This is a genomic window from Verrucosispora sp. WMMA2121, from assembly GCF_027460185.1.
Taxonomy (GTDB): domain Bacteria; phylum Actinomycetota; class Actinomycetes; order Mycobacteriales; family Micromonosporaceae; genus Micromonospora; species Micromonospora palythoicola.
Genome location: NZ_JAPZBH010000004.1, coordinates 1,265,169 through 1,290,002 on the forward strand (window position 1 = coordinate 1,265,169; position 24,834 = coordinate 1,290,002).

At 73.9% G+C, this 24,834-nt stretch carries 21 protein-coding genes; 8 read left to right on the plus strand and 13 right to left on the minus strand.

Annotated elements, in window-relative coordinates; translation table 11 throughout:
* Window positions 1-95: 95 nt before the first annotated feature.
* The 3 genes from O7605_RS06555 to O7605_RS06565 all read right to left on the minus strand — a co-directional run bounded on the left by O7605_RS06555 (window position 96) and on the right by O7605_RS06565 (window position 3,531).
* Window positions 96-1,559 carry a pyridoxal phosphate-dependent decarboxylase family protein gene (locus O7605_RS06555; protein ID WP_269738338.1) on the minus strand — a complete coding sequence of 488 codons (1,464 nt, stop codon included), beginning with the start codon at window positions 1,557-1,559 and terminating at the stop codon, window positions 96-98.
* The gene (locus O7605_RS06560) at window positions 1,556-2,977 is read right to left on the minus strand and encodes an MFS transporter (RefSeq protein WP_269738735.1); all 1,422 of its coding nucleotides are present in this window, start codon (window positions 2,975-2,977) and stop codon (window positions 1,556-1,558) included. Before O7605_RS06560 ends, O7605_RS06555 begins: the two co-directional genes overlap by 4 nt.
* 239 nt (window positions 2,978-3,216) lie before the next feature.
* Window positions 3,217-3,531 (minus strand): MGMT family protein, encoded by a 315-nt coding sequence (locus tag O7605_RS06565; protein ID WP_269738339.1) that lies wholly within the window; start codon window positions 3,529-3,531, stop codon window positions 3,217-3,219.
* A gap of 61 nt (window positions 3,532-3,592) precedes the next feature.
* Between O7605_RS06565 and proB the strand changes: the two genes are divergently transcribed.
* Window positions 3,593-4,702 (plus strand): glutamate 5-kinase, encoded by a 1,110-nt coding sequence (gene proB / locus O7605_RS06570; protein WP_269738340.1) that lies wholly within the window; start codon window positions 3,593-3,595, stop codon window positions 4,700-4,702.
* 36 nt (window positions 4,703-4,738) lie between these two features.
* Window positions 4,739-5,983, plus strand: a complete 1,245-nt coding sequence (locus O7605_RS06575; protein WP_269738341.1) for a glutamate-5-semialdehyde dehydrogenase — start codon at window positions 4,739-4,741, stop codon at window positions 5,981-5,983.
* 43 nt (window positions 5,984-6,026) lie between these two features.
* Here O7605_RS06575 and O7605_RS06580 read toward each other — a convergent pair whose 3' ends face one another.
* From O7605_RS06580 to O7605_RS32090, 6 genes are all read right to left on the minus strand, one after another.
* Window positions 6,027-6,920 (minus strand): prenyltransferase/squalene oxidase repeat-containing protein, encoded by an 894-nt coding sequence (locus O7605_RS06580; protein WP_443083900.1) that lies wholly within the window; start codon window positions 6,918-6,920, stop codon window positions 6,027-6,029.
* 58 nt (window positions 6,921-6,978) lie between these two features.
* Window positions 6,979-8,160, minus strand: a complete 1,182-nt coding sequence (gene moeZ, locus O7605_RS06585; protein WP_443083877.1) for an adenylyltransferase/sulfurtransferase MoeZ — start codon at window positions 8,158-8,160, stop codon at window positions 6,979-6,981.
* 90 nt (window positions 8,161-8,250) lie between these two features.
* Window positions 8,251-8,976 (minus strand): DUF3152 domain-containing protein, encoded by a 726-nt coding sequence (locus O7605_RS06590; protein WP_269738344.1) that lies wholly within the window; start codon window positions 8,974-8,976, stop codon window positions 8,251-8,253.
* Between the two features lie 152 nt (window positions 8,977-9,128).
* Complete coding sequence (locus O7605_RS06595) at window positions 9,129-9,920, minus strand: DUF3152 domain-containing protein (RefSeq protein WP_269738345.1); 792 nt, start codon at window positions 9,918-9,920, stop codon at window positions 9,129-9,131.
* 157 nt (window positions 9,921-10,077) lie between these two features.
* A complete protein-coding gene (locus O7605_RS06600; RefSeq protein ID WP_269738346.1) occupies window positions 10,078-11,052 on the minus strand; it encodes an alpha/beta fold hydrolase in 975 nt (324 codons plus the stop codon).
* Between the two features lie 23 nt (window positions 11,053-11,075).
* The gene (locus O7605_RS32090) at window positions 11,076-12,728 is read right to left on the minus strand and encodes a hypothetical protein (protein ID WP_443083901.1); all 1,653 of its coding nucleotides are present in this window, start codon (window positions 12,726-12,728) and stop codon (window positions 11,076-11,078) included.
* A gap of 1,415 nt (window positions 12,729-14,143) precedes the next feature.
* Between O7605_RS32090 and O7605_RS06610 the strand changes: the two genes are divergently transcribed.
* Both O7605_RS06610 and O7605_RS06615 read left to right on the plus strand, forming a co-directional pair.
* Window positions 14,144-14,782: a TetR/AcrR family transcriptional regulator gene (locus tag O7605_RS06610; RefSeq protein ID WP_269738348.1), complete on the plus strand. Its 639-nt coding sequence runs from the start codon at window positions 14,144-14,146 to the stop codon at window positions 14,780-14,782.
* Window positions 14,783-14,845: 63 nt separating this feature from the next.
* A complete protein-coding gene (locus O7605_RS06615) occupies window positions 14,846-15,073 on the plus strand; it encodes a DUF3107 domain-containing protein (protein WP_099849490.1) in 228 nt (75 codons plus the stop codon).
* Window positions 15,074-15,139: 66 nt separating this feature from the next.
* On the opposite strand, the gene O7605_RS06620 is transcribed toward O7605_RS06615, so the two are convergent.
* On the minus strand, window positions 15,140-15,841 hold the full coding sequence (locus tag O7605_RS06620) for a ferritin-like fold-containing protein (protein ID WP_269738349.1): 702 nt from the start codon (window positions 15,839-15,841) through the stop codon (window positions 15,140-15,142).
* Between the two features lie 335 nt (window positions 15,842-16,176).
* Here O7605_RS06620 and O7605_RS06625 point away from each other — a divergent pair, with 335 nt between their 5' ends.
* From O7605_RS06625 to O7605_RS06635, 3 genes are all read left to right on the plus strand, one after another.
* Window positions 16,177-17,904: a DEAD/DEAH box helicase gene (locus tag O7605_RS06625; RefSeq protein ID WP_269738350.1), complete on the plus strand. Its 1,728-nt coding sequence runs from the start codon at window positions 16,177-16,179 to the stop codon at window positions 17,902-17,904.
* Window positions 17,905-18,131: 227 nt separating this feature from the next.
* Entirely contained in the window at window positions 18,132-19,304 is a 1,173-nt protein-coding gene (locus O7605_RS06630; protein ID WP_269738351.1) for a class I SAM-dependent methyltransferase, read from the plus strand.
* 118 nt (window positions 19,305-19,422) lie between these two features.
* Window positions 19,423-19,875, plus strand: a complete 453-nt coding sequence (locus O7605_RS06635) for a helix-turn-helix domain-containing protein (RefSeq protein ID WP_269738352.1) — start codon at window positions 19,423-19,425, stop codon at window positions 19,873-19,875.
* Between the two features lie 6 nt (window positions 19,876-19,881).
* On the opposite strand, the gene O7605_RS06640 is transcribed toward O7605_RS06635, so the two are convergent.
* A complete protein-coding gene (locus O7605_RS06640; RefSeq protein WP_269738353.1) occupies window positions 19,882-20,940 on the minus strand; it encodes a hypothetical protein in 1,059 nt (352 codons plus the stop codon).
* A gap of 69 nt (window positions 20,941-21,009) precedes the next feature.
* Complete coding sequence (locus O7605_RS06645; protein ID WP_269738354.1) at window positions 21,010-23,184, minus strand: RecQ family ATP-dependent DNA helicase; 2,175 nt, start codon at window positions 23,182-23,184, stop codon at window positions 21,010-21,012.
* Window positions 23,185-23,276: 92 nt separating this feature from the next.
* Between O7605_RS06645 and O7605_RS06650 the strand changes: the two genes are divergently transcribed.
* A complete protein-coding gene (locus O7605_RS06650; protein ID WP_269738355.1) occupies window positions 23,277-24,065 on the plus strand; it encodes a hypothetical protein in 789 nt (262 codons plus the stop codon).
* Window positions 24,066-24,069: 4 nt separating this feature from the next.
* Here the strand turns inward: O7605_RS06650 and O7605_RS06655 are convergent, their stop codons facing one another.
* The gene (locus O7605_RS06655) at window positions 24,070-24,816 is read right to left on the minus strand and encodes an SDR family NAD(P)-dependent oxidoreductase (RefSeq protein ID WP_269738356.1); all 747 of its coding nucleotides are present in this window, start codon (window positions 24,814-24,816) and stop codon (window positions 24,070-24,072) included.
* Window positions 24,817-24,834: the final 18 nt, after the last annotated feature.

Below are 24,834 nucleotides of genomic sequence, written 5' to 3' on the forward strand. Positions count from 1 at the left end.
TCCCCGACAGTCAACCACAGCGACCCGACGTCTGCGGTGGCCGCTGCCCGGCGACGGGGGTTGCCGAACGGTGCGCGACCAGGGACCGGTGGGCGCTACCACGCGGGACGTTGCAGCAGGCTGACGAACTCGACGAGCAGCCGTTCACGCAACGCCGGTGGGGCGGCGTCGAGCAGCGCGTTGACCGGGGCCATCCGCTCCGGCAGCCCACCGCCCGGGCCCAGCCCGAGGCCGGCGGCGAGCCCGGCGACCAGGTCGCCGGTGAGCTCCTCCGGCGCCAGCGTGCCGGCCAGGGCCCGCAGGTGCGGCGGCAACCCGACCGGGCCCGCCGCGCGGGCGGCGGCGACCGCGGCGGCCAGGTCGGGGCCGAACTCCGTCGCCCGGGGCGCCACCGCGGCGGTCACGGTGAGGTGCACGCTGGGCGGCAGGCCGGCGTACGACAGCTGGGGCTGGGTGTGCCAGCCCCGCGCGGCCAACTCGTCGACCAGCACGAACAGGTCCGGCCCGGTGTCGGTGGCGGTGAAGCAGACCACCGTCGACTCCGGCTCGGCGACCAGCCGCAACCCGTCGGTTCCGCGTACCGCCTCGGCCAGGGTGCACACCGCCGCCCAGGTGGCGCGGGTCAGCTCCAGGTAGCCGTCGTCACCGAGGTGCCGCACCGTGGCGTACGCGGCGGCGATCGGCCCACCGGATCGGGTGGAGGAGATCACTGGGTTGATCATGGTGTACCCGGGCCAGTCGGCGTACGCGAAGTACTGCGGAGCACGCAGGTGCGGATCGCGGTGCAGCAGCACCGACACGCCCTTCGGCGCGTACGCGTACTTGTGCAGGTCCACCGAGATCGAGGTGACGCCGGGCACGGACAGGTCGAACGGGGGCACCGGCAGGCCGAGGCGCCGCAGGTACGGCAGCGTCCAGCCGCCGAAGCAGGCGTCCACGTGGCAACGGATCCCGGCGGTGGCGGCCACCTCGGCGATCTGTTCGACCGGGTCCACGACGCCGTGCGCGTACGAGGGGGCGGAGCAGGCCACCAGCACCGTCTCCGGCCGCAGGGCGGCGGCCACGTCGGCGACGGCCGGCCGCAGGGTGCTCGGGTCGACCGGCACGGTGTCGAGTTCCACCCGCAGGTAGTGGGCCGCCTTGGCGAAGGCGGCATGGGCGCTGGCCGGTACCACGATCCGGGGTGCCGCGATGTCCGGCCGGGCGTCCCGGGCGGTCTTCACGGCCAGGATGAGCGACTCGGTGCCGCCGCTGGTGACGCTGCCGACGACGTCCGCAGCGGTGGTGCCCGGTCCGCCGCCAAGTAGCCGCGCCGCCGCCGCGACAAGCGTGTTCTCCATGGCCAGCAGGGACGGGAAGGCGGTCGGGTCGAGCCCGTTGACGTGGGCGCTCGCGGCGTGAGCGGCGGCGGCGAGCGCGTCCAGCCCGGGCACCGCGGGGTCGTACACGTACGCGAACAGCCGTCCCCCGTGCGTCGGCCGATCCAGCGCCCGCAGCTTCCGGATCTCCGCCAGCACCTGCTCCGCCGGCATCCCGCCCGGCCGATTCTCGTCGATCATGGAGTTGTGGCGCCCTTTCCGTGGTTTCCTGCGGCTTTTGTACCTGCCACAACTGCATGATCGGCGGTGGCTGGGGGCGGAGTGGGGGTGGAGAGGCGGGCGGGGGTGAGGTCGTAGGGGCGGAGCAGGAGGGTGGCCAGGCCGATCAGGAGGGCGGGGAGGACCGTGAAGCCGAGCAGGACGCCGAGGCGGGCGGTGTCGGACTGGGCGGCGGAGGTCCCGGTGGTGGAGGAGACGTAGCCGGTGAGGGCGAGCACCAGCCCGTAGATGCCGGGGCCGAGGGCCAGCCCGAAGGTCTCACCGGCCGTCCACACGCCGGTGAAGACCCCGGCCTGCCGGCGGCCGGTGCGCGCGGTGTCGTACGCGATGCAGTCCGGGAGCATGGCCAGCGCGAACACCTGCTGTCCGGCGTACCCGACGCCGAGGAGCGCGACCAGCAGGTAGACCTGGGCGGCCGGCAGCACCGGTGCGGCGACCAACGCCAGTCCGCCGGCCGCCAGGATCAGCGACGCCGCCACCAGGGCGGCGAGCTTGCCCACCCGCGCACCCACCCGGGACCAGAGCGGCATCACCACCAGCGCCGGGCCGACGAAGCAGACGAAGAGCACCGTCGGGCCGGTCGTCGGGTCTTCCAGCACGTGGTCGGCGAAGTACTGGACCCCGGCGAGAATGGTGGCCACCCCGGCGGACTGCACCACGAAGCAGAGCAGCAGCGCCCGGAAGGGCCGGTTGCGGGCGGCGACGGTGAGTTGGGCGCGCAGGGTCGGCTCGCTCTCGCCGACCGTGCCCTGTGGGGCGGACCTGGTGCCGAGGAAGGCGCCGACGGCGCCGAGCGCGATGAGGGCGGCCACGAAGACACCCATCCACCGGTGCCCGGGAACACCACCGCCGGCCGCGTCGCGCACCAGCGGCGCCACCGCACCGGCGACCAGGATGGCTAGCGCCAGCACCGCGATCCGCCAGGTCATCATCCGGGTACGTTCGGCGTAGTCACTTGTCAGCTCGGCCGGCATCGCCACGTACGGCACCTGGAAGAAGGCGAACGCGGTCGCCGTGGCCAGGAACGCGACGGCGACGTACGCCCCGGACGCGGGACCGGCTCCGAACGGCGCGGCGAAGATGGCCCCGAAGAGGACGGCAAGTGCCAGCCCACCGAAGAGCAGGTACGGACGACGGGCCCCCCAGCGCGACCGGGTGCGGTCGGAGATTCGCCCGGCGACCGGGTTGACCAGCACGTCCCACGCCTTCGGCAGCAGCACCAGCAGGGCGGCCACCCCGGCGGCCACTCCGAGCGTGTCGGTGAGGTAGGGCAGCAGCAGCAGACCCGGCACGGTGCCGAAGGCCCCGGTCGCCAGCGAGCCGAGCGCGTAGCCGGCGTGCACCCCACGGGGCAGCGCGCCGGTCCCCTGCGGGGCCATGCCGGCAGCGCCCGCCGTGGGCGCGGCACCGGAGGCGGCCGACGGGGGCACGACGGCGGATGCCGTGCCGGGGGCCGTGGGCGCGGCACCGGAAGCGGTCGACGGCGGTACGGCGGCGGGTGCCGTGCCGGGGGCCACCGGACCGGCAGCGGGCGCGGGCTGTCCGGGGATGGGCGTGGGGCCGGAGCCACCCGGCAGCGCGGTCATGGGGCCGAATATTACTCACGTTATGGCGGGGGTCACATCCCCTGCCCGGGCCACCACCCGGCCGACCGCATGTCCACCCCGGTACCGCGCAGCGGCGTCCCCTCGGCGAGCCAGCGCGCCCGCGCCTCGCGGGCCAGCCGGGGCGGCAGTCCGCCGGACGCGTTCACCACCCGGTGCCACGGGGCCGCACCACCGTGGCGTGCCATGATCGCCCCGATCAGCCGGGCCGACGCCCGCCCGGAGCGCTCAGCCAACGCGTCGGCCACCGCCCCGTACGACATCACCCGGCCGGGCGGGATCCGGTCGACCAGTTCCAGCACCGCCTCGACGTACTCGTCAGGTGTCACAAGCGGCCAGACTATGGGAACGGCGGCGGGGCACGCCGCGACGACAGCGCAGAATGGGCGGGTGCGCGACGCAGTCACCACGGCCCGGCGGGTCGTTGTCAAGATCGGGTCCTCCTCGTTGACCACCGCCACCGGCGGCCTGGACGACGGGCGGGTGGACGCGCTCGTCGACGCCCTCGGGCTACGGGCCGCCGACGGCCGCGAGGTGGTGCTGGTCTCCTCCGGCGCGATCGCCGCCGGCCTCGCCCCGCTCGGGCTGGCCCGGCGACCGCGTGACCTGGCCACCCAGCAGGCCGCCGCCAGCGTCGGCCAGGGCCTGCTGATCGGGCGGTACGCGACCGCCTTCGCCCGGCACGGCCGCACCGTGGGCCAGGTGCTGCTCACCGTCGACGACGTGACCCGGCGGGCCCACTACCGCAACGCGTACCGCACCCTGCGCAAGCTGCTCGACCTGCGGGCGGTGCCGATCGTCAACGAGAACGACACGGTCGCCACCGAGGAGATCCGGTTCGGCGACAACGACCGCCTGGCCGCGCTGGTGGCCGCGCTCGTCGACGCCGACCTGCTGGTACTCCTCTCCGACGTCGACGCGCTCTGGACCGGTGACCCGACCCGACCCGGCTCCCGCCGCATCGCCGAGGTACGCGACGAGGCGGATCTGCTCGGTGTCGAGATCGGCGGCAGCGGCCGGGCGGGGGTCGGCACCGGCGGCATGGTGACCAAGGTCGAGGCGGCCCGGATCGCCACCGGCTTCGGCATCCCGGTGGTGCTCACCTCCGCCACCCAGGCGGTCGCCGCGCTGGCCGGCGAGCCGGTCGGCACCTTCTTCCACCCCAGCCTCCGGCGACCCGCCGCCCGGCTGTTCTGGCTCGCCCACGCCACCGCACCCCGGGGGCGACTGCACCTCGACCCGGGCGCGGTGGCCGCCGTGGTGGGCCGACGCAAGTCGCTGCTGCCGGCCGGGATCACCGCCGTGGACGGTGCGTTCACCGCCGGCGACCCGGTCGACCTCGTCGACACCTCCGGCGCACCGGTGGCCCGGGGGCTGGTCAACTACGACGCGATCGAGCTGCCCGGCCTGCTCGGGCGGTCGACCGCCGACCTCGCCGCGGCGCTCGGCCCGGCGTACGAACGGGAGGTCGTCCACCGCGACGACCTGGTGCTGCTGTGAATCGCCCGACCAGGGCCGACACCTGAGGAGTGGAAGATGAGCGTGAGCGAGCAGGCCCGCCGGGCGCGAGCGGCGGCGGAGACGCTTGCCGTGGCCACGCGTACCGCCAAGGACGCCGCGCTGCACGCGATGGCCGACGCGCTGGTGGCGGGTACGCCGGAGATCCTCGCCGCGAACGCCGCGGACCTCGCGGCCGGGCGGGACGCCGGGCTCAGCGCGGCCGTGCTGGACCGGCTCGCCCTCGACGAGGGGCGGGTTGCCGGCATCGCCGACGCGCTGCGCCAGATGGCCGCGCTGCCCGACCCGGTGGGCGAGGTGGTCCGCGGCTCGACCCTGCCCAACGGGCTGGAGCTGCGGCAGATCCGGGTGCCGTTCGGCGTGGTCGGCATCATCTACGAGGGGCGGCCCAACGTGACAGTGGACGCCGCCGGGATCTGTCTCAAGGCCGGCAACGCGGCGCTGCTGCGCGGTTCCTCCTCGGCCGCGCACTCCAACGCGGCCCTGGTCACGGTACTGCGTGGCGCGATCGACCAGGCCGGCCTCCCCGCCGACCTGGTGCAACTGGTCGACGCCAGCACCCGCGACTCGGTCAAGGAGCTGATGCGGGCCCGAGGGCTCGTCGACGTGCTGATCCCGCGTGGCGGAGCATCGCTGATCCGCACCGTGGTCGAGGAGTCGACCGTGCCGGTGATCGAGACCGGGGTGGGCAACTGCCATGTCTACGTGGACGCCGCCGCCGACCTGTCGATGGCGGTGTCGATCGCGCTCAACGCCAAGACGCAGCGGCTGTCCACCTGTAACACCGCCGAGTCGCTACTGGTGCACGCCGACATCGCCGACGCCTTTCTGCCCGCGATGCTTGCCGCGTTCGCCGAAGCCGGGGTGACGGTGCATGGCGACGCCCGGGTCGCGGCCCACTCCGACGCGGTGGTGGCGGCCACTGACGAGGATTTCGGCACCGAATATCTCAGCGCGGACATCTCCGCCGCCGTCGTCGACTCACTGGACGCGGCGGTCGCGCACATCCGGCGCTACGGCAGCGGCCACACCGAGGCGATCGTGACCGACTCGCAGTCGACCGCCCGGGAGTTCGTGGCCCGGGTCGACGCGGCCGCCGTGATGGTGAACGCCTCGACGCGCTTCACCGACGGCGGCGAGTTCGGCTTCGGCGCGGAGATCGGCATCTCCACCCAGAAGCTGCACGCCCGTGGCCCCATGGGCCTCCCCGAACTGACCAGCACCAAGTACGTGGTCACCGGCACCGGCCACCTCCGCCCCTGACCCCCTCCACCTCAACGCCGGGAGGGGTGCGCGGAGGCCGGGGTCAGCGGAAGGCGCGGATGACGGCGAGGGTGGCGTGTACGTCGAACTGGTGGCCGTCGTCGCTGCTCCAGCCGCCGTCGCTGCGTTGCGTCTCGGTGAGCCGGCGTCGGGCGGCGACAAGCGTCCACTCCTGGTGGTCGACGCCCACCCGGCGCAGCGTGACGGCGAGCCAGGCGGCGTCGGCCGCCGACGCCTGCGGCAACCGCTCCGCCAGCACCGCCTTGATCTGGGCCGACTCGTAGAACATCTGCTGCCGGTGCAGGACGGCCGCGCTGAGCCAACCGGCGGCCAGGAAGGACGGCCAACTGCCGTCCGGGCGTAGGTGGGCGGCGAGCGCCTGGCCGGCCGCGTGCACCACACCGGCGTACGCCCCGCCGACCCGGTGGTCCAACGGGCCGGCGGCCCGCGCGTCCAGGCCCGCCACGGTCAGCCAGAACGCGGCGTTGGCGGTCAGGTAAAGCCGCGCCTCCGGGTCACCCGGACGGGCCCACTCGGGCGCGGAGTCCGCGAGGGCCCGGTCCTCCTCCCAGCAACCGTCGGGTTGCTGGCCGGCGGCGAGCCAGTCCAGCGCCCGACGCGCGCTCGGCCGGCCGAGCGCACCGAGGTCGTCAAGTTCCGCGAGACGGAAGCAGGTCGCGTCGACCGACGCGACCTCGTCTCCCCAGGAGGCCGGCCAGCCGCCGCCGAGTGTCTGCCCGACCTCGGCGCTGTCGAGCACTTCCGGCGACGGCTGCGTGCCGGTACGCAACCAGGACAGGCGGGCACGCTCCACCGCGTCCCCGTGAGCCACCACGAACCCGATCGCGGCGTCGATGTCGACCACGGCGGCCACGCTACCGGCGCAAACGTGATCTCGCCTCAGGAGGACGGATAGGTGAGATCCGACCGACGGCAGGGTGGCGGCGAAGGGCCCCGCCCCCCATGGAGACGGCGACGGGGCCCTCGACGGTGGATCAGTACGCGGGCAGCGAGGGATCGATCTGCTTGATCCAGGAGAGCACGCCGCCCTGCACGTGCACCGCGTCGCGGAAACCGGCCGCCTTCAACGCGGCCAACGCTTCGGCGGAGCGGACGCCGGACTTGCAGTGCAGCACGATCTGCCGGTCCTGCGGAAGCTTGGACAGCGCCTCACCGGAGAGGATCTCGCCCTTGGGGATCAGGGTGGCCCCGGGGATGCGGACGATCTCGTACTCGGCCGGCTCCCGGACGTCGACGAGGAAGATGTCCTTGCCGGCGTCCTGCCACTCCTTCAGCTCGGACGCGGTGATGGTCGCGTCGACCACCGCCTCCTGGGCCTCCACCGACACCGCGCCGCAGAAGTCCTCGTAGTCCTCCATCAGGTCGGTGAGCGTCGGGCTCTCCCCGCAGAGCACGCAGTTCGGATCCTTCCGAACCTTGATCTTGCGGTAGCTCATCTCCAGGGCGTCGTAGACCATCAACCGGCCGACCAGCGGCTCGCCGATGCCGGCGAGCAGCTTGATCGCCTCGTTGACCTGGATCGAGCCGATCGAGGCGCAGAGCACACCGAGCACGCCACCCTCGGCGCAGGAGGGCACCATGCCCGGCGGCGGGGGCTCCGGGTAGAGGCAGCGGTAGCAGGGACCGTGCTCGGCCCAGAACACCGACGCCTGGCCGTCGAAGCGGTAGATCGACCCCCAGACGTACGGCTTGCCGAGCAGCACCGCCGCGTCGTTGACCATGTAGCGGGTGGCGAAGTTGTCCGTGCCGTCGACGATCAGGTCGTACTGGGCGAAGATGTCGCGGACGTTGTCCCGGTCCAGCGCGGTGTTGTGGATCTCGACATTCACCAGCGGGTTGATCTCCCGGATGCTCGCCGCGGCCGACTCGGCCTTCGAGCGTCCGACGTCGGAGACCCCGTGGATGATCTGGCGCTGGAGGTTGGACTCGTCGACGGTGTCGAAGTCGATGATGCCCAGCGTGCCGACACCGGCGGCGGCCAGGTACATCAGGGCGGGCGAGCCGAGGCCACCCGCGCCGACACAGAGCACCCGGGCGTTCTTCAGCCGCTTCTGCCCGGTGACCCCGACGTCGGGGATGATCAGGTGACGCGAGTAGCGGCGGATCTCGTCAACGGTCAGCTCGGCGGCGGGTTCGACGAGCGGGGGCAACGACACGGTGGACTCCCCGGGATCGATGTGGCGGACAACCGGGCCATTGTCGCTCGCCGACGTGCCCATCGACCATGAGCAGCGACACGTCGCCCGCTATGCGGGAGCGGGAATACCGGCGTGCCGGCGACCGTCGAGAATCGGCCAGGCGTTCGGCAGGCAGCCATCCAGCCCGTACGTCTGCTGCTGCATGACCGGTGCCGGGTCTCCCGGTGCCGGGCACGTCTCGTGCCCCTCCCCGAATTCGTGCCCGACCTCGTGGTTGATCACGTAGGCCCGGTAGACCTCGAGCGGGGCGCCGTAGTCCGGCACCGCCTCCAGCCAGCGGGCCAGATTGATGATGACCTGCCCGGGCAGCCGGCAGGAGGTGTAGCCCTCGGTACTCAGTCCCCCCTCGGCGCACATCGCCTCGGAGGTTCGCGGGGTGGCCAGGTAGACGGTGAAGTCGGCCGCGTCCGCCTCGGCGATCCGCTGCACCCGCAGCGCCCCGGTGCCGATCCAGCTACGCCGGTCGGCCAGCACCCCGTCGACCACTGCGGCGAAGGCGGCCGGATCCTGGCCGGCGCCCTGCTCCACGGCGACCCGGTAGCGGGCCACCGGACCGCCCTCGCCGTGCACCGGCGAGTGGTCACCGGCCACCGTGAAGCTGCCGTCACCCACCCACGGATACCTGCTCGGCCGGGCCTGCTCGTCGCCACCCGCCCCGGAGGCGACCCGGTTGCCGAAGCCCTGGTCCGGCGCGGCGATCCGCTGACCGGTCCGGACCAGCAGCACCGCCGCGGTGGCGGCCAGCACCAGCACCGTGCCCAGGGTCACGACCACCCGGTGCGGCACCACCGGTCGGCGCTGCCGATCGTTCGTTCCCGGCGGTCGAGCCGAGCGGTCGCAATCGCGCCAAAGGGGCGAAGAGGGCATGACGCCATCGTCGCATCCCTTTCCGGCACATCACCGCGTTTTGATCGCCCGGCTGCCGCTCAGAGTGGCGGGCCCTGGTACCGCCGGCCGTCCAGGTACGGCCACGGGTTCGCGACGCACCCCTTGAGGAAGAGCGTCTGCTGCATCATCACCGGAGCCGGCTCGCCGCGTCCCGGGCAGCGCTCGTGCCGGTTGCCCAGCTCGTGCCCGACCTCGTGATTGACCACGTACGTCCGGTAGAGCGACAGCGGCACCTCGGCCTCGACGAAGTGCGGTACCGACAGCCGCCACCGGTCCAGGTTGATGATCACTTTCCCCGGCGCCCGGCAGGAGGTGTACGGCCGGCCACCGACCCGGATGTCCACCCCTCCGGCGGCGCACATCCGACCCGCCGTCCCGGCCGTGGCCAGGTAGACGGTGAAGTCGTGCCGAGCGGAGCGCTCGACCTGCCGCAGCCGCAGTCGACCACTGTCCACCCAACTGCCCGGGCCGGCCAACGCCGTCCGCACCGCCAGGGCGAACTCGCCCTCGTCCACGCCGGAGCCGGACTCCACCGCCACCCGGTAGCGCCGGAGGTCACCGGCCGTACCCAGCACCGGGCCGGTCCGGTCGTCGTAGCCGAACCGCCCCGGACCGGTCGACGGGATGGAACCGGGCTCCCGCAGGACCGGTGGCGCGGGCGACGGGGACACCTCCACCGGCGACGGTGTCCGCACGGGCGCCGGAGACGACTGGGCCACGGCCGGCCCGGTGACCACCGGTTCGACCTCGTCGGCTGCCCCGGAGCCCACACCGGTGCCGCCGGCCACCATCGCCACCGCGGCACCGACGGCCGCCACCAGCACCGCCACTCGGACCAGCGCACCCGCTCCGAGCCCGCGTCGGCCCGTACGCTCGGCGGGAGCGACCGGAACCCCCGCTCGGTCCCGGTGCCAGAACCTTCGCCGGACGGCATGACGGCCAGCGGAACGAGCCGATCGTCGACGGCTACCAGGGCGGGGCACCCGGTCATCCTGCCAGGTCGGCCCGCCGGGCGGGTTCCCCCGTCTCGGCGAGCAGCCCCAGCACCGCCCGGGCCACCAGGCGTGGCACCTCCAGTTGGGCCACGTGCCCGACCCCGTTGATCATGAGGAGCCGGCTGTCCGGGATCACCCGGGCGGCCTGCGGAGCCACCCGTACGTCGACCAGCCGGTCCTGCCGTCCCCCGATGACCAGCGAGGGTGCGCGCACCGTACCGGCCATCCGCCACAGCGAGCCCGAACCGGGCAGGTACGACCGCACGAAGCTGGAGACCAGGCCACGGAAGGTACGCACGTAAGCCGCCGCGTAGTGCGCCGCCTCGTAGCGGACCCGGATCTCCTCCAGCGCCTCGCGCCGACGCTGGTCGCTGATCCGGCTGAGATCGGCCACACACGCCTCCATCACCTGCTGGGCCATCACCTCCGGGGCGAGTTGGGCCAGCCGCCAGGCGGCCACCCGTTCGCCCCGGGGGATCGCCAGCAGGGGCAGCATCCGTCCCTGCAACGACCGACGGAAGTCGAGAAACGGCAGGGCCGGCGACACCAGGGTCAGCGTCCGGACCAGATCCGGCCGGAGGGCCGCCACCCGCACCGAGATCGCGCCGCCCAGCGAGTTGCCGAACAGGTGCACCGGCCCGCGGTCGGAGTACTCGATCCAGCGGATCACCCGGTCCGCGAAGACCGGCACGGTGTAGCGCCGGCCCGGCTCGCTGCGACCGAAGCCGGGCAGGTCGATCGCCTGACCGTCGAGCCGATCGGCGAGCAGGCCGGCCAGGTCGGTCCAGTTCTGCGACGAGCCGCCAAGGCCGTGCACGTACAACGCCGGTTCGGCGTTCGGGCCGGTGGCCGGCGTCTCCCGGACGTAGGTGACAGCTCCGTCCAGCCGCACCTCCCGCCCCGGCCAGGGCGGCGGAACCGAGTGAGCGGGCAACAGCCGTTCGGGCCAGAGGGTGGCAGGCTTCACCGTTCCAGTCTGCCTGGAGCGGCTCACGCCAGCAGCGCCTCCAGTCGACGGTTGACCGCGGCCAGGGTCGCCCGCACCACCGCCTGCCGGGGATCGCCGGCCACCAGGGCGGACCCAGCCAACTGCTCGACCCACCCGTCGCAGACCAGCAGCACCACCACGGTGGCCACCTCGCAGTTGCCGAACGGCACCACCGCGGCGTGCTCCACGAAACACCGTCCACGTTCCGCCGTGGGACCGACGGCGTAGAGAAGCTCGTCGATCGCCGCCGCCGCGGCGACTCCGCACAACCGCAGCACGAAGCCGTCCACGGCGGGCCCGGTGGCGTACCCCGAGGCGTTCCGGTTGCCCGCGACCAGCCGGACCTCGACGTTGGCGTCGAGCCCGAACGTGCTCACCTGGACGTGGTCGAGCACCACCCGGGGGCCCGGCGCCCCACCGGTGTCCAGCGGCCGCGACGGCGCGGACTCGGTCGTGGTGAGTTGCCCGCCGGAGTAGGACGCACCGAGGGTCGCCGGGCTGCCGGGCGTACCAGACTCGTCGACGACCGCCCGACCCCGGTTCGGGGCCGGTGACTGCCGGCGCCGCCGGGTGGTCTCCGGCACGGTCTCCGGCCGGCTCGGCGCAGTCTCCGTCCGGGTGCCGCCGGGTCTGGCGGAGGGGCGCCGTGACTCCGCGGACGGGCGCGTCTCACCCGCCTCGCTCCGGCTCTCCGTGGCGCGCCGACGCACCGGCACGGCGGGCACGCCGGGTAGGCCGCGAGGCGCCGCAGCCAGTCCCATCCGCTCCTGCAACAACCGGGCGACATGTCGGCTCACCTCGGCCGGGTCGGCACCGTCAGCGAGGTCGAGGCGGAGGCTGTGCGCTCCGGCGGGGGTACGCCGCAGCTCGGCGTCGCGTACGCCCTCGACGCCGCGAACGGCGGCGAGGATCGCGTTGACGTCGAAGCCCTCCGGCCGGTCCCGCAGCGGGGCGGGCTCGTCGTCACGGCGAAGATGAGTGGCGATCCGGGCGAGTTCCGGGGTTTCGGCGGGTGGCTCCACAGCTGGCGGCTCCGGCACGACGGGCACGTCCGGTTCGGCGGGGACGCGCTGCGGCAACACCGCCGTGGTGCGGTCCTGCGAACGGTCGCCGGCCGGCTCGGTCGGCGGGACCGGATCGGGCGCGGACCGGCGTGCCGCATAGGGGGCTGCACTCGTCGGGACGGGTGCGGAGGGGGTGCGTTCGCGGCGATCGGAGGCACCCGGGACCTGGCCGGGCGGGGCCGTCCCGGTGGTCGGATCCGGCGGCGCGGAGACCGGGGCGGGCGCGGGTGTCGGCTCGTCCGGAACCGGCCGCAGCCGGAACGGTCGATAACCCGGCGGATCGCCGGCCGACCGGGCCTCGGCGACCGGCTGCGCCGGGCCGGGCGCGGATGTCTCCCGCCGGCTCGACTCGGCCGGCTGCGGCACGCCGGAGGTGGGGGCCGGCGGTCGCGCCCCGGCTGGTGGGGCGCTTGTCGGATCGACGGCGCCGGACGGCGTACCGGCCGGCGGGGAACTGGCCGGGCGCAGCGCCCACGGCAGACGTTCGTCGGCCGGCTGGCCGCCGGACCGGTTGCCCCACGGCGGCGCCTCGTCGTTCCGCGTACCCCAGGGCAGGCCCTCGTTCGCCGGCGCGCCGCTGACCGGCGGCAACGCCCACGACGGACGCTCCGCCGTCGGCGGCACCTCGGGCGCCCGCGCCCACGAGGGACGTTGCGGGGCCGACGGTGCGCTGGCCGGATCGTCGCTGACGGAGGGCAGCGCCCAGGACGGACGCTGCGCGGCCGGCGGCAGATCGGCCGAACGCGCCCAGGTGGGACGCGGTGAAGCCGGAGGGGCACTGGTCGGAGGGGCACTGGTCGGATCGACGGCGGCCGGCTGGTCGGCCGGGTCGGGCGCGCTTGGCGGCTGCCCCTCCGGGGCATGCTCGGCATCCCGACGGGCTTCGTACGGCCGGGGCAGCTCCGCGCGAACCGGCTCGTACGGTCGCGTCGGCTCGGCGCGGAGCGGCTCGTACGGGCGGCTGGGCTCGCTGGCCCAGTTCCGGGCCGACGCCTCCCGGGGCCGACGGTCGGTGGGCGCGTCCTCGTCCCGCGCCCAGGGCGGCGCCCAGTCGCGGGCCGGGTCGGGCTGGGCCCAGGTCGGCCGGTCCGGGCCGCCGACGGGCGGTTCGGCAGGCGACCAACCGGCCGGCTGGTCGGTGCCGCCCGACGCCGACGCGGCCGGCCAACGGCCGGGCTGGTCGGTGCCGTCGACCGAAGGGCTGTCAGCCGGCCCAGCCGCCGGATCGGCGCCGGGTGCGGTCGGCCAGGGCTCACCGGCCGGCTCCGGCCGAAGACCGTCGTCCCAGCCGTGCTGCCAGCCGTCCGCGGAGGGCGCGTGCAGGCCGGGTGGCATCTCGAAACCGGAGGGGGCGGTGCCGACCGGCGGCACCTGCACGGCCGGGGGCGACGAGGTCGGCCGACCGACGCCGGCGGTGCCCGGCCGCTCGCCGGCGGGCACCGGACGAGGCGCCGGCACGACGAGGCGGTCCTGGCCCGCGTCCTGGGCCGGCCCGCGCGGGCCGGGTGGCGCGCTCACCGGGACGTGCCGGCCAGCGGTGGACTGCTCGGCGACGGGCGTGCCGTTCGGCTGGTGGCCGTTGACGTGGTTGCCGTTGACCCGGACGGGCCGCTCGGGCTCCGTCTGCTCACCGACGGGAGCTGGCAGGTCGGCATGGCGTGACGAGGCGGTGGCCCAACCGGACGGAGACTCCGACCGCGAACCGGTCGCGTCGGAGCCGGGCACGACCTCGGGGCCCCACGACCAGTCGACCGGGGACGCCGACCACCCGTCGCCGGAACGGGCCAGGTCATCGCGCTGACCCGTCCCGTCGCCGTGCTCTCCCGGGGTGGCGGCACCGGGTTGCCCTGTTTCACTCACCGCGCGCTCCTTGGTCGCCCCCGCTGAGGCTACCGTGTGGCGACAGTGGCGATAAGTTACAGCGGCGGGCCAATTCCGCGAGGGGCCGAGTGGCCCCGACCGGTTCGGGTGAAATGCCGGCCCGTACGACAACCTCGGAGGTTCCCATGACCGCTGTGGGGAACGGCGCCCAGACCGCCGGCCGACCCACGCGCCTGCCCCGTTCGGCGCGCCGCAAGCAGCTACTCGCCGCTGCTCAGGAGGTGTTCGTCGCGCAGGGCTACCACGCTGCGGCCATGGACGACATCGCCGAGCGGGCCGGGGTCTCCAAGCCGGTGCTGTACCAGCACTTCCCGGGCAAGATGGAGCTCTATCTCGCGCTGCTCGACACGCACTGTGACGCGATCGTCGCCAAGGTGCACGACGCCATGGCGAGCACCGCCGACAACAAGGAGCGGGTCAGCGCGTCGGTGCGGGCGTACTTCGACTTCGTCGACCACGAGAGCGAGGCCTTCCGCCTGGTCTTCGAGTCGGACCTGCGCAACGAGCCGGCCGTACGGCAGCGCGTGGAGCGGGTCGAGCAGGGCTGCATCGCGGCGATCACCGACACCATCATCTCGGACACCGGAGTCAGCCGGGCGCACGCCGAGCTGCTCGCCTCGGGCCTGGTGGGCGCGGCCGAGACCGCCGCGCAGTTCTGGCTGGCCGGCGGCCGCCAGGTGCCCAAGGCCGAGGCCGAGGCGTTGGTGGCGGCGCTGTCCTGGCGGGGCATCGCCAGCTTTCCGCTGCAAGGTGAGTCAGCCTGACCGTCGACCTTGTGATCGGATAGCCTTCGCAGGGCGGCCATTTCGCCCGATGGAGGAGGCACAGTGGAGGTCAAGATCGGCGTGCAGTACGCGCCGCGCGAGCTGGTCCTGGAGAGCGCACAGTCGCCGGCCGAGATCGAGCGGATCGTGACCGACGCCGTCGCCAGGGGCGAGGGCACCCTCTCCCTGACCGACGAGAAGGGGCGGCGGATCATCGTGCCGGTCGGCAAGGTCGCCTACGTCGAGATCGCCGAGGCGTCCCCCCGAGCGGTCGGTTTCACCGTCCGCTGACGTTCCGACAGACCGGCGACAGGATCAGCGGACGGGGGTCCGACCGCCGCACTCCTGTTGCCGGTCTCAGTTGTTGAGCCCGACGGCGACCATCCGTGCGGTGTGCGCGGCGGTCAGCCGCCGGAACAGTTCCGCCACGTCGACCTGACCACCCGCGACCAGCAGCGCGGTGAGGGCCCGGTGATCGGCGGCGGCGACCCGTCCCGCCTGGGACAGCGCCTCGCCCACCAGGCGGCGGGCCCACATCGACAGTCGGCCCGCCACGGTCGGATCGGCCTCGATGGCGAGCCGGATCTCGCCGGCCGCGAACTCCGCGTACCGCGACTCGTGCAGCACGTCGAGGACCAGTTGGCGCTCGGGTTCGGCGAGCGCTGTGGCGATCTCCCGAAGGAAGTCGTCGGTGATCGCGTCACCGACGTACGCCTTGGTGACCGCTTCGGCCCAGTCGCGCGGCTCGGTCGAGTCGTGGTACGCCTGCAACGGTGTGACGTACGCCGCCATCGCGTCGTCCGGCGGCACGCCGAGCGCGGTGAGCCGGTCGGCCACCCGCCGGTAGTTGGCGATCTCGGCAGCGGCCATCTCACTCAGGGCGGCCCGGCGGCGCAGGTCGGGGGCGAGCCGGGCGTCGGCGGCCATCCGGTCGAAGGCGAGCAGTTCGCCGAGGGCCACCAGACCGAGCAGGTCGGTGACGGCGTCGCCGGGCGGAACCGTCGTGGCGTCACCGGGCGCGGCCGGAACGCCGTGGCCGGGCGGAGTGGGGGCGGACACGTGCGCAGGCTACCGTCCGGCCGGAAGTGCGGCAGACCCGCGCCGAATCGCCGACCGTCCCCACGATTTGTGATACGGGTCACTTACAAACCTTTGCGCCGTTGCCCGCCGCCGCGGAATCGGGACGCTGTTTAACCCGTTCAGGTAGCATGGAGGAGTTGCCGTAGGTGCCGATCCGGCCGGAGTCAACTCCGATCCGGTCGAAGTCCGACCCACGGCGCGCGTGCGGCCCGGTCCGCTCGGCTTTCTGCCGCCGACCGTGTGGCCCGCGCAATACCGAACGCGCCCTGAGGACATGACGGGGCGCACCCACGAGAGGGCACCCCCAAATCCACATGAGTGAGCCGATTCAAGACATCATCGACGGCCAGGAACTGGCCCCGACCGCCCCGGTCCGACCGGAGGCACCGACCTTCGCCGAGCTCGGCGCCCGCGCCGAGACCGTCGACGCGCTGGCTGCGGCCGGCATCACCCGCGCCTTCGCCATCCAGGAGTACGCGCTGCCGATCGCGCTGCGCGGAGCCGACCTGATCGGGCAGGCACCTACCGGCACCGGCAAGACGCTGGGCTTCGGCGTGCCGTTGCTGGAGCGGGTCTTCGCACCCGACGAGGGCGGCGACGGGCTGCCGCAGGCCCTGGTCGTCGTACCAACCCGCGAGCTGGGCATCCAGGTCGCCAAGGACATCGCCGCCGCCAGCCGCACCCGGGGCGTACGGGTGCTGCCGATCTACGGCGGCGTCGCGTACGAGCCGCAGATCGAGGCGTTGCGCAAGGGTGTCGAGATTCTCGTCGGCACGCCGGGGCGTCTGCTGGACCTCGCCAAGCAGAAGCATCTGCGTCTGCACGGAGTACGCGCGCTGGTGCTGGACGAGGCCGACCGGATGCTCGACCTCGGCTTCCTGGACGACGTCGAGCGGATCCTGGCGATGCTGCCGGAGGACCGGCAGACCATGCTCTTCTCCGCGACCATGCCGGACCCGATCGTGACGCTGTCCCGACGCTTCCTGCGCCACCCGATCACGATCCACGCCGGGCACACCGCCGAGACCGGCCCCTCGCCGCAGACGGAGCAACTCGTCTACCGCACCCACTCGATGAACAAGATCGAGATCGTGGCCCGCATCCTCCAGGCGGAGAGCCGTGGGCTGACCATCATCTTCACCCGCACCAAGCGGGCCGCCGACCGGGTCGCCGAGGACCTGGACTTCCGGGGCTTCGCGGTCGCGGCGGTGCACGGCGACCTCGGGCAGGGTGCCCGCGAACGGGCCCTGCGGGCGTTCCGGGCCGGGAAGATCGACACTCTGGTCGCCACCGACGTGGCGGCCCGGGGCATCGACGTCAGCGGGGTCACCCACGTGATCAACTACGACTGTCCGGAGGACCAGGACACCTACACCCACCGGATCGGCCGGACCGGTCGGGCCGGCGCGAGCGGTGTCGCGGTGACCTTCGTCGACTGGGACGACATGCCCCGCTGGCGGATCATCGACAAGACGCTCGGCCTGGACATGCCCGAGCCGCCGGAGACGTACCACACCTCGCCGCACCTCTACACCGACCTGCACATCTCCACCGAGATCACCGGCACCCTGCCCACCGCGGAACGCACCCGCGCCGGGTTGGCCGCCGAGGTCGAGGAGGACCTGGGTGGTGGCCGTTCCCGGCGGGGCGAGCCACGCGGCGCCCGCCGCCGCGGTCGCGGCGACGGCGGCCGTGGTGAGAGCGGCCGTGGTGAGAGCGGCCGTGGTGAGAGCGGTCGTGGGCGCGGCGGCAGTGGTCGCCGTGCGGACGGTGCCGACGCCGCGCCGACCGACGCCACCGCCGGTGACGCCGAGGAAGGCACCCGTACCCCGCGACGTCGCCGGCGTCGCCGGGCCGGCGAGGCGGTGGCGGGCACCGAAACCGCCTCGACGACAGTCGACGACGCCCCCGCCGAGGCGGCCACCAGCCGCGACGAGGAGGGCGCCGGTGCGGCCACCCCGCGCCCGCGCCGACGCCGCCGACGCCGTGGTGCCGGTGGCGGCGCCGACAGCGGTACGCCGGCCGACGTGACCACCGACTGACGACGTACCGCCCGAGGCGGCGGAGAGCGGCCAGCACCGCTGACCGACCCGTCGCCGCCCGGGCGGTACTTGCTGTCCGCTCCCTTTGCTCTGCTTCACTCCACGCACCGGTTACCCGCCGGAACCTGTGCATCGGTTGAAGCAGAGCTGGCGGGTGGGCGGTGGTGGGGGGTCGTGGGCCGCCTGCCAGCTGACGATGCCGCCGAATCGTCCGGAAAGATGGAGCAATGCCCGAACCACTGGACTCCGCCCTGACCGAGGTCCGTTCGATGCTGCTCGGACCGGCCCTCACCCGGGCCGTGGCGGCCGGACGGCGGCGCGGCCAGCGTCCCTCGATGGCCCGGGCCGAGCTGCGCCCCGTCGCGCTCAAGGCCGGTCAGCGGCTGCAGATCTCCACCTCCGACGGAGCCCGGCCGCACACCCGGAACCTGAGCCTCGGGCCGGAGGCGGAGGCGGCGGTGGAGGCGCTGCTGGCCGAGCCGTTCGGCAACTGGCACGTGGAGACCACCGACGCCACCCTGCAACTGCGGGTGACCAAGTCGGGCGAGGCCCAGGTGCACCGCAGCACGGCGAGCCGTTCGGCCGTCCCGGCCGCCGTCGGGCACGACCGGAGCAAGGAGTACCTGCTCGACCCGGGCGATCCGCTCTTCGCCGAGATCGGCGGGTCGGCGGCCAAGCGACGGCAGGTGGACGCGTTCCTCCGGGCGCTGACCGCCACCCTGCCGGACGGACTGGCCGGGCAGTTGGACCGACCACTTCGGGTGGTGGATCTGGGCTGCGGCAACGCGTACCTGACCTTCGCCGCGTACCGCTACCTGTCCGGCGCGGGGGTGGACGTCGAGCTGGTGGGGGTGGACGTGCGCGATGATCAGCGCCGCCGCAACACCGAGCTGGCGGAGCGGCTGGGCTGGGCCGGCCGGGTGCGGTTCGTCGCCGGCACGATCGCCGACGCCACCGTCGAGCCGCCGCCCGACCTGGTGCTCGCGCTGCACGCCTGCGACACCGCCACCGACGAGGCGCTGGCCCGGGCGGTGGGCTGGCGCGCCCGCTGGGTGCTCGCCGCGCCGTGCTGCCACCACGACGTCGCGGCGCAGCTGCGTAACCGGCCGGCCCCGTCGCCGTACGATCTGCTGACCCGGCAGGGCATCCTGCGGGAGCGCTTCGCGGACGTCCTCACCGACGCGCTGCGTGCCGGCCTGCTGCGCCTGCACGGCTACCGGGCCGAGGTGGTCGAGTTCGTCGACTCCGCGCACACCCCGCGGAACCTGCTCATCCGGGCCCGCCGGACCGGTGCCGACCCGACCGCCGCCCAGCGCGCCGAGTACCGGGACCTCGTCGCCCAGTGGCAGCTCACCCCCCGGTTGGAGACGCTGCTCGCGCAGCTGCCGCCGGCGGTGTGACGGATTCGCCACCCGCCACCGGAATCGTCTGGTCGATCAGTCAATTGCCCGGCAACGTTCCCGTACTACTCTCGAAGAGCGCACCGTCGGGTGCCGGTCGGGAGGGAAGACCCACCGGATGGGTTCGGCAGAGGTTTCGCCGCAGATGGCCTTCGCGCGTTTCGTGCGCCGTGCCATCGACGACGCTCGCGAGGAGCGCGGTTGGACCGTCACCGATCTGGCCGCCCACACCGGTGTCGGTCGCTCGACCGTCTTCCGCTGGCTCGCCGGCGACTGGCAGGACTACCCCGAGCTGGCCAAGGTCCGCAGCTTCTGCGCGGCGCTCGATCTGCCGGTAGCGGCGGCCTTCCGCGCCCTCGGTCTGCCCGACGCGGGATCCGGGCCGTGGCGGCGTGGCGACGACGGCCCGGTCGAGGCCGACGTGCGGGTGATCCTGCAACGGTTGGCGGATCCGGCGGTGCCGGCGGAGGAGAAGCACCACATCCGCGACCTGCTGCGCTACCTCGCCCGCCGGCCGATCCGCCGGCCCTCCGATCCCACCGCCGCGCCGATGCGTCGGACGGCGGGCTGACCCGCCCTACGACACCGCTACGGTGAACTCCGCCGTGCTCACCTCTCCCCCGGTCGCGAAGTCCAGGTAGAGCCGGTACCGCCCGGGCGCGGGTGTGGTGAGCCAGAACCGGATCGCGCCGTCGACGAGTTCCGCCTCCGGGTGCACGTGCAGGTAGCCGAGGTCACCCTGGCGCAAGGCGACGAGGTGGCCGTACGCACCGAGGTAGCGTTCCAGCGTCGGGCCCGCGCCGTCCGCGCCGGTGATCCGGAAGTCGACCGGCACGGTGAGCCCGGGTCGCGGAGCGCCCCGGTACTCGACGGTGAACTCGTCGACCCTGGTCGTGGCCGCCGGGCTGGGCAGGTCACGGGGCGTGTAGTCGCCCGGCGCGACCAGGTCCACCCCGAGCGTCGTCGCCGTCTGCCGGCCGTCGTCGGCGACGGCGGTGAAGTCGGCGTACGCCCGCCAGACGCCGGCCGACGGCAGCGTCAGCGGCACCGACCAGGTGCCGTCCACCGCCATCGTCGGGTGCAGGTGCTGGTATCCGGACAGGTCCCGACGGACCACGATCACGTGCATCGGCTTGTCGTGCACGACAGCGAATCGGGTGACCGTCCGGCGCTGCCCGTCCCGGATCTGGAACCGCAGTTCACCGGCCTGCCCGACGGTGAACTCGTCGGCCAGCGGGGTCAGTGTGTATCCGTCCCGGCTGACCGCCAGACCGCCGGCCTCGGCCGCCGCGTCCTGGTCGGCGCCGTGCGAGTGCGCGCCGGCGCCGGGAGCGTGGGTGTGCTCGGCCAGCGCGCTGCCGGTGGCGCCTGCCGCCGTGGGACCCCCGCCGCCGTTGATCCGCCCGAGCCCGAATCCGAGCAGCACCGCCAGCACCAGCCCGCCGACCACCAGGGCCAACCGCAGCGTGGCGCGATCCGGCACCGCCGAGGTCGGGGCAGGCACCTCGCCGGCCGGAGCCACGCGGGGGTCCTCGCCGGCTGCCGGCGGCGCCGCGCCGGGGTCCTGGTCGGCGGCGGGTCGCTCGGCGGTGCGCACCGACCCGAGCGCGGGCGCGTCGGGTGCCTGGTCAGCCATGCGCCCACCGTACCGCCGCGCCGGTCGGGCACCCGGCGAGCCGACCCGATCGTGGTTCCGGTCGCACCCTCAGGCGGCGAGGGCGAGAGCCAGCGGCAGTACGCCGGCGGCACCGGCTCGGCGCAGTTCCCGGGCCGCCATCGTCATGGTCCAGCCGGAGTCGACCAGATCGTCCACCAGCAGCACCGGGCCGTCCAGGTCGGCGACCGCGGCGGCGAGGTCGGCGGGGACGGTGAGGGAGCCGTGCAGGGCGCGTACCCGCTGCGCGCTGTTGCCACGGGGACCGTCGGCGGCCACCGACCCGGCGGGTACCACCTGGCCCAGCAGCGGCAGCCGGCCGACGGCGGCGATCCGCTCGGCCAGCGAACCGACGAGCGCCGGGCGGGTCCGGGAGCCGACCGCGACCACCCCGACCGGCCGGTGCGGCCAGGGGTCGTCACCGTGCGCCCACGCCTTGAGCACCTCGACGACGGCGGCGGCCACGTCGTCGGGCACCGGGCCGTCCGGCGCGCCCGGCCCGACCAGCCCGCGCAGCCGGCCACCCCAGCCGAGGTCCGACAGCCGGCCGACGGCCCGGCCCGGCAGCGCCTGCTCCGCCGGGGCGATGCGCCCCTTCAGCGGTACGCCCACCGACTCCAGCCCGGTCGGCCAGAGCTTCTTCGGTGCGAGCCGCACGCCGGGGCGGCCGAGGAAGGTCTGCGCGGCGGTCAGCGCGGCCGCCGACACCTCGGACGCGAGCAGGGGCCCGGTACAGCGGTCGCACCGGCCGCAGTCCACCGCGTCCACATCGTCGAGGCATTCCCGGAGGTAACGCATCCGGCAGCCGGGCGTCGCCGCGTACTCGACCATGGCCTGTTGTTCGGCGGTACGGGCGGCGGCGACGCGGCGCAGCCGGGCGTCGTCGTAGGTCCAGGGCTCGCCGGTGGCGAGCCAGCCGCCGCGTACCCGGCGGACCGCGCCATCCACGTCGAGCACCTTGAGCATCAGCTCCAGCCGGGCCCGACGCAGGTCCACCAGGGGTTCCAGGGCCTGCGTGGACAGCGGCCGGTCGGTGTGCAGCGCGGCCAGCACCGCGCGGACCTGCGCCTCGGGTGGAAAGGCCAACGAGGCGAAGTACCGCCAGATCGCCGCGTCCTCGGCACCGGGCAGCAGCAGCACCTCGGCGTGTTCGACGGCCCGGCCGGCCCGGCCGACCTGCTGGTAGTACGCGATGGGTGACGGCGGCGCGCCGAGGTGCACGACGAACCCGAGATCCGGTTTGTCGAAGCCCATGCCGAGCGCGCTGGTGGCCACCAGGGCTTTGATCTTGTTGTCCAGCAGATCCTGCTCGGCGGCGCGGCGGTCGGCGTCCTCGGCCTGCCCGGTGTACGCGGCCACCGCCCAGCCGCGCGAGCGGAGGAACTCGGCGGTCTCGGTCGCCGAGGCCACCGTCAACGTGTAGACGATGCCGGAACCGGGGAGCCGGTCCAGATGGTCGGCGAGCCAACCGAGCCGGTGCGCCGGGCTCGGCAGATCGAGCACGCCCAACCGCAGCGACTCCCGGTCCAGGCTGCCGCGCAGCACCAGGACGTCCGGTCGCGGCCCGGTCGCGGCGCTCGGCTCGGTGCCCAGTTGCTCCGCCACGTCCCGGGTCACCCGGGCGTTGGCGGTGGCGGTCGTCGCCAGCACCGGGGTGCGGTCGGGCAGGTTGCCGAGGAACGTACGCAGCCGGCGGTAGTCCGGCCGGAAGTCGTGCCCCCAGTCCGACACGCAGTGTGCCTCGTCGACGACCAGCAGACCGGTGGTGGCGGCCAGTTTCGGCAGCACGCCGTCCCGGAAGTCCGGGTTGTTGAGCCGTTCCGGGCTGATCAGCAGCACGTCCACCGTACCGGCGTGGATCTCGGCGGTGATGGCATCCCACTCGTCCAGGTTCGCCGAGTTGATGGTGCGGGCCCGGATCCCGGCCCGGGCCGCGGCGTCGACCTGGTTACGCATCAGGGCCAGCAACGGCGACACGATGACCGTCGGGCCGGTGGGTTCGGTCCCGCCGCCCTGACCGTCGCGGTCGCGCAGCAACGCGGTCGCCACGAAGTACACGGCCGACTTGCCCCACCCGGTGCGCTGCACGCAGAGCACCCGACGCCGGTCCACCACCAGCGCCTCGATCGCCCGCCACTGGTCCTCGCGGAGCCGGGCCCGCGCGCCGGCCAGCCGCCGCAACACCGCCTCGGCCCGCTGCCGCACCGCCGTCCGTTCCTGGCCCATCCGACGTTTCTACCAGCGCCGCCGCGACGGAGCCGGACCGCGGCCGGGAGTGTGTTCTACCATTCCCGTTCGATCCCCGAGAAAGAGACGAGATGACTCAGCGAACCGGCACCACCGCCACGACCCGCCGTCTCGCGGCCGTGGCCGCCGCCCTGATGGCCGCGACCCTGGTTGCCGGCTGCGACGACGAGGCCACCCCGGCAGCGGCTCCCCCACCGCCGGACCCGAAGCAGGAGTTGCTGGCGGCCGTGCCCGGTGAACAGGACCCGGCCTTCCGCTTCACCACCAGCGACTCATCGGGCGACGTTTCCGGCGTGGTCGATCCGGCGAACCGGGGCATGGACATCGACACCGTCACCAAGGACAAGGACTTCACGCTGGAGATGTCCTTCCGGATGGTGGAGTCACGCACCTGGATGAAGGTCAACTTCAAGGGCGCCAAGGACATCCAGAAGCTGATGAAGCTGCCCACCAAGTGGATGGAGCTGGATCCGGCGAAGATCGAGGGGCCGGACTCCCTGCCCACCTACGAGGGCACCGACCCGGGCAACGCCGACGCGATCATCCGCGCGGCCACCGACGTGCAGGCCGGTGAGCCCGGCACGTACACCGGCGTGGTGGACCTGTCCGCCGCGCCGGAACTGGCGGACGCACTGGCCGCGCTCGGCGACGCCGACGGGCAGCTTCCGCTCAGCGCGGTGGTCGGCGCGGACGGCAACCTGTCCTCGCTGACGCTGGAGATTCCGGCCGCCGGCAAGAAGAAGAAGTCCGAGTACGTGGTCGAGTACTTCGACTTCGGTACGGCGCCAGCGGTCGTCGCGTTCACCGAGGAGCAGGCCCAGCCGGCCCCTTCCGCCGCGTACGACATGCTCAACGACTGACCGGTCAGCGCCCGAGCACCGACCCCCCGTTGACCCCGAGCACCTGGCCGGTGACGTAGCCGGCGGCGGGACTGGCCAGGTAGCGCACCGACTCGGCGACGTCGTCCGGCACCCCGGCCCGGCCGACCAGGGTCGCGGCCACCCGCTGCGCGTGGCCCTCCGGGGTCATCCGGCCGGCGAAGAACTCGGTCTCGGCCACGTAGCCCGGGCTGACCACGTTGACCGTGACCTGGTCCGGCCCGAGCTGGGCCGCGAGGCTGTACGCCCAGCCGTGCAGTGCCGCCTTCGCCGCCGAGTACGCGTCGCCACCGCCGCGCTGCGCGGCGATGGAGCTGATCAGGATCACCCGCCCGCCGGGCCGACGCAGGGCCGGTCGCAACGCCTCGGTGAGCAGCACCGCGGTGAGCACGTTGGTGTCCAGGGTCGCCCGCCAGTTCGCGGCGATCCCGGCGAGCGTGGCGTTGTCCGCGCTGTGGTAGCCACCGGCGTTGTTCACCAGCACGTCGACCGGCCGACCGTCGACCGCCTCGACCACCCTGACCACCTGGTCGGGGTCGGTGAGGTCGGCCGTGACGGCCCGGACCGCCTCGGGACGGCCACTCTCGGCGCCGATCCGCTCGACCGTTGTGCTGAGCACCTCCGCGCGCCGGCCCACGACCAGCACCGAACACCCGTCCACGACGAGCGCCCGCGCCACGGCCGCCCCGATCCCCGTACCACCGCCGCTGACCACGGCCAACCGCTCGCTCATGCCGTCCTCCCCGTCACC

Bases quoted from the DNA above. Each gene is read 5' to 3' on its own strand.
- O7605_RS06575 (WP_269738341.1), top strand. From the start codon at position 4,739: ATGAGCGTGAGCGAGCAGGCCCGCCGGGCGCGAGCGGCGGCGGAGACG.
- O7605_RS06655 (WP_269738356.1), bottom strand. From the start codon at position 24,816: ATGAGCGAGCGGTTGGCCGTGGTCAGCGGCGGTGGTACGGGGATCGGG.
- O7605_RS06645 (WP_269738354.1), bottom strand. From the start codon at position 23,184: ATGGGCCAGGAACGGACGGCGGTGCGGCAGCGGGCCGAGGCGGTGTTG.
- O7605_RS06635 (WP_269738352.1), top strand. From the start codon at position 19,423: ATGGGTTCGGCAGAGGTTTCGCCGCAGATGGCCTTCGCGCGTTTCGTG.
- O7605_RS06625 (WP_269738350.1), top strand. From the start codon at position 16,177: ATGAGTGAGCCGATTCAAGACATCATCGACGGCCAGGAACTGGCCCCG.
- O7605_RS06555 (WP_269738338.1), bottom strand. From the start codon at position 1,559: ATGATCGACGAGAATCGGCCGGGCGGGATGCCGGCGGAGCAGGTGCTG.
- O7605_RS06650 (WP_269738355.1), top strand. From the start codon at position 23,277: ATGACTCAGCGAACCGGCACCACCGCCACGACCCGCCGTCTCGCGGCC.
- O7605_RS06640 (WP_269738353.1), bottom strand. From the start codon at position 20,940: ATGGCTGACCAGGCACCCGACGCGCCCGCGCTCGGGTCGGTGCGCACC.
- O7605_RS06610 (WP_269738348.1), top strand. From the start codon at position 14,144: ATGACCGCTGTGGGGAACGGCGCCCAGACCGCCGGCCGACCCACGCGC.
- O7605_RS06560 (WP_269738735.1), bottom strand. From the start codon at position 2,977: ATGGCCCCGCAGGGGACCGGCGCGCTGCCCCGTGGGGTGCACGCCGGC.
- O7605_RS06630 (WP_269738351.1), top strand. From the start codon at position 18,132: ATGCCCGAACCACTGGACTCCGCCCTGACCGAGGTCCGTTCGATGCTG.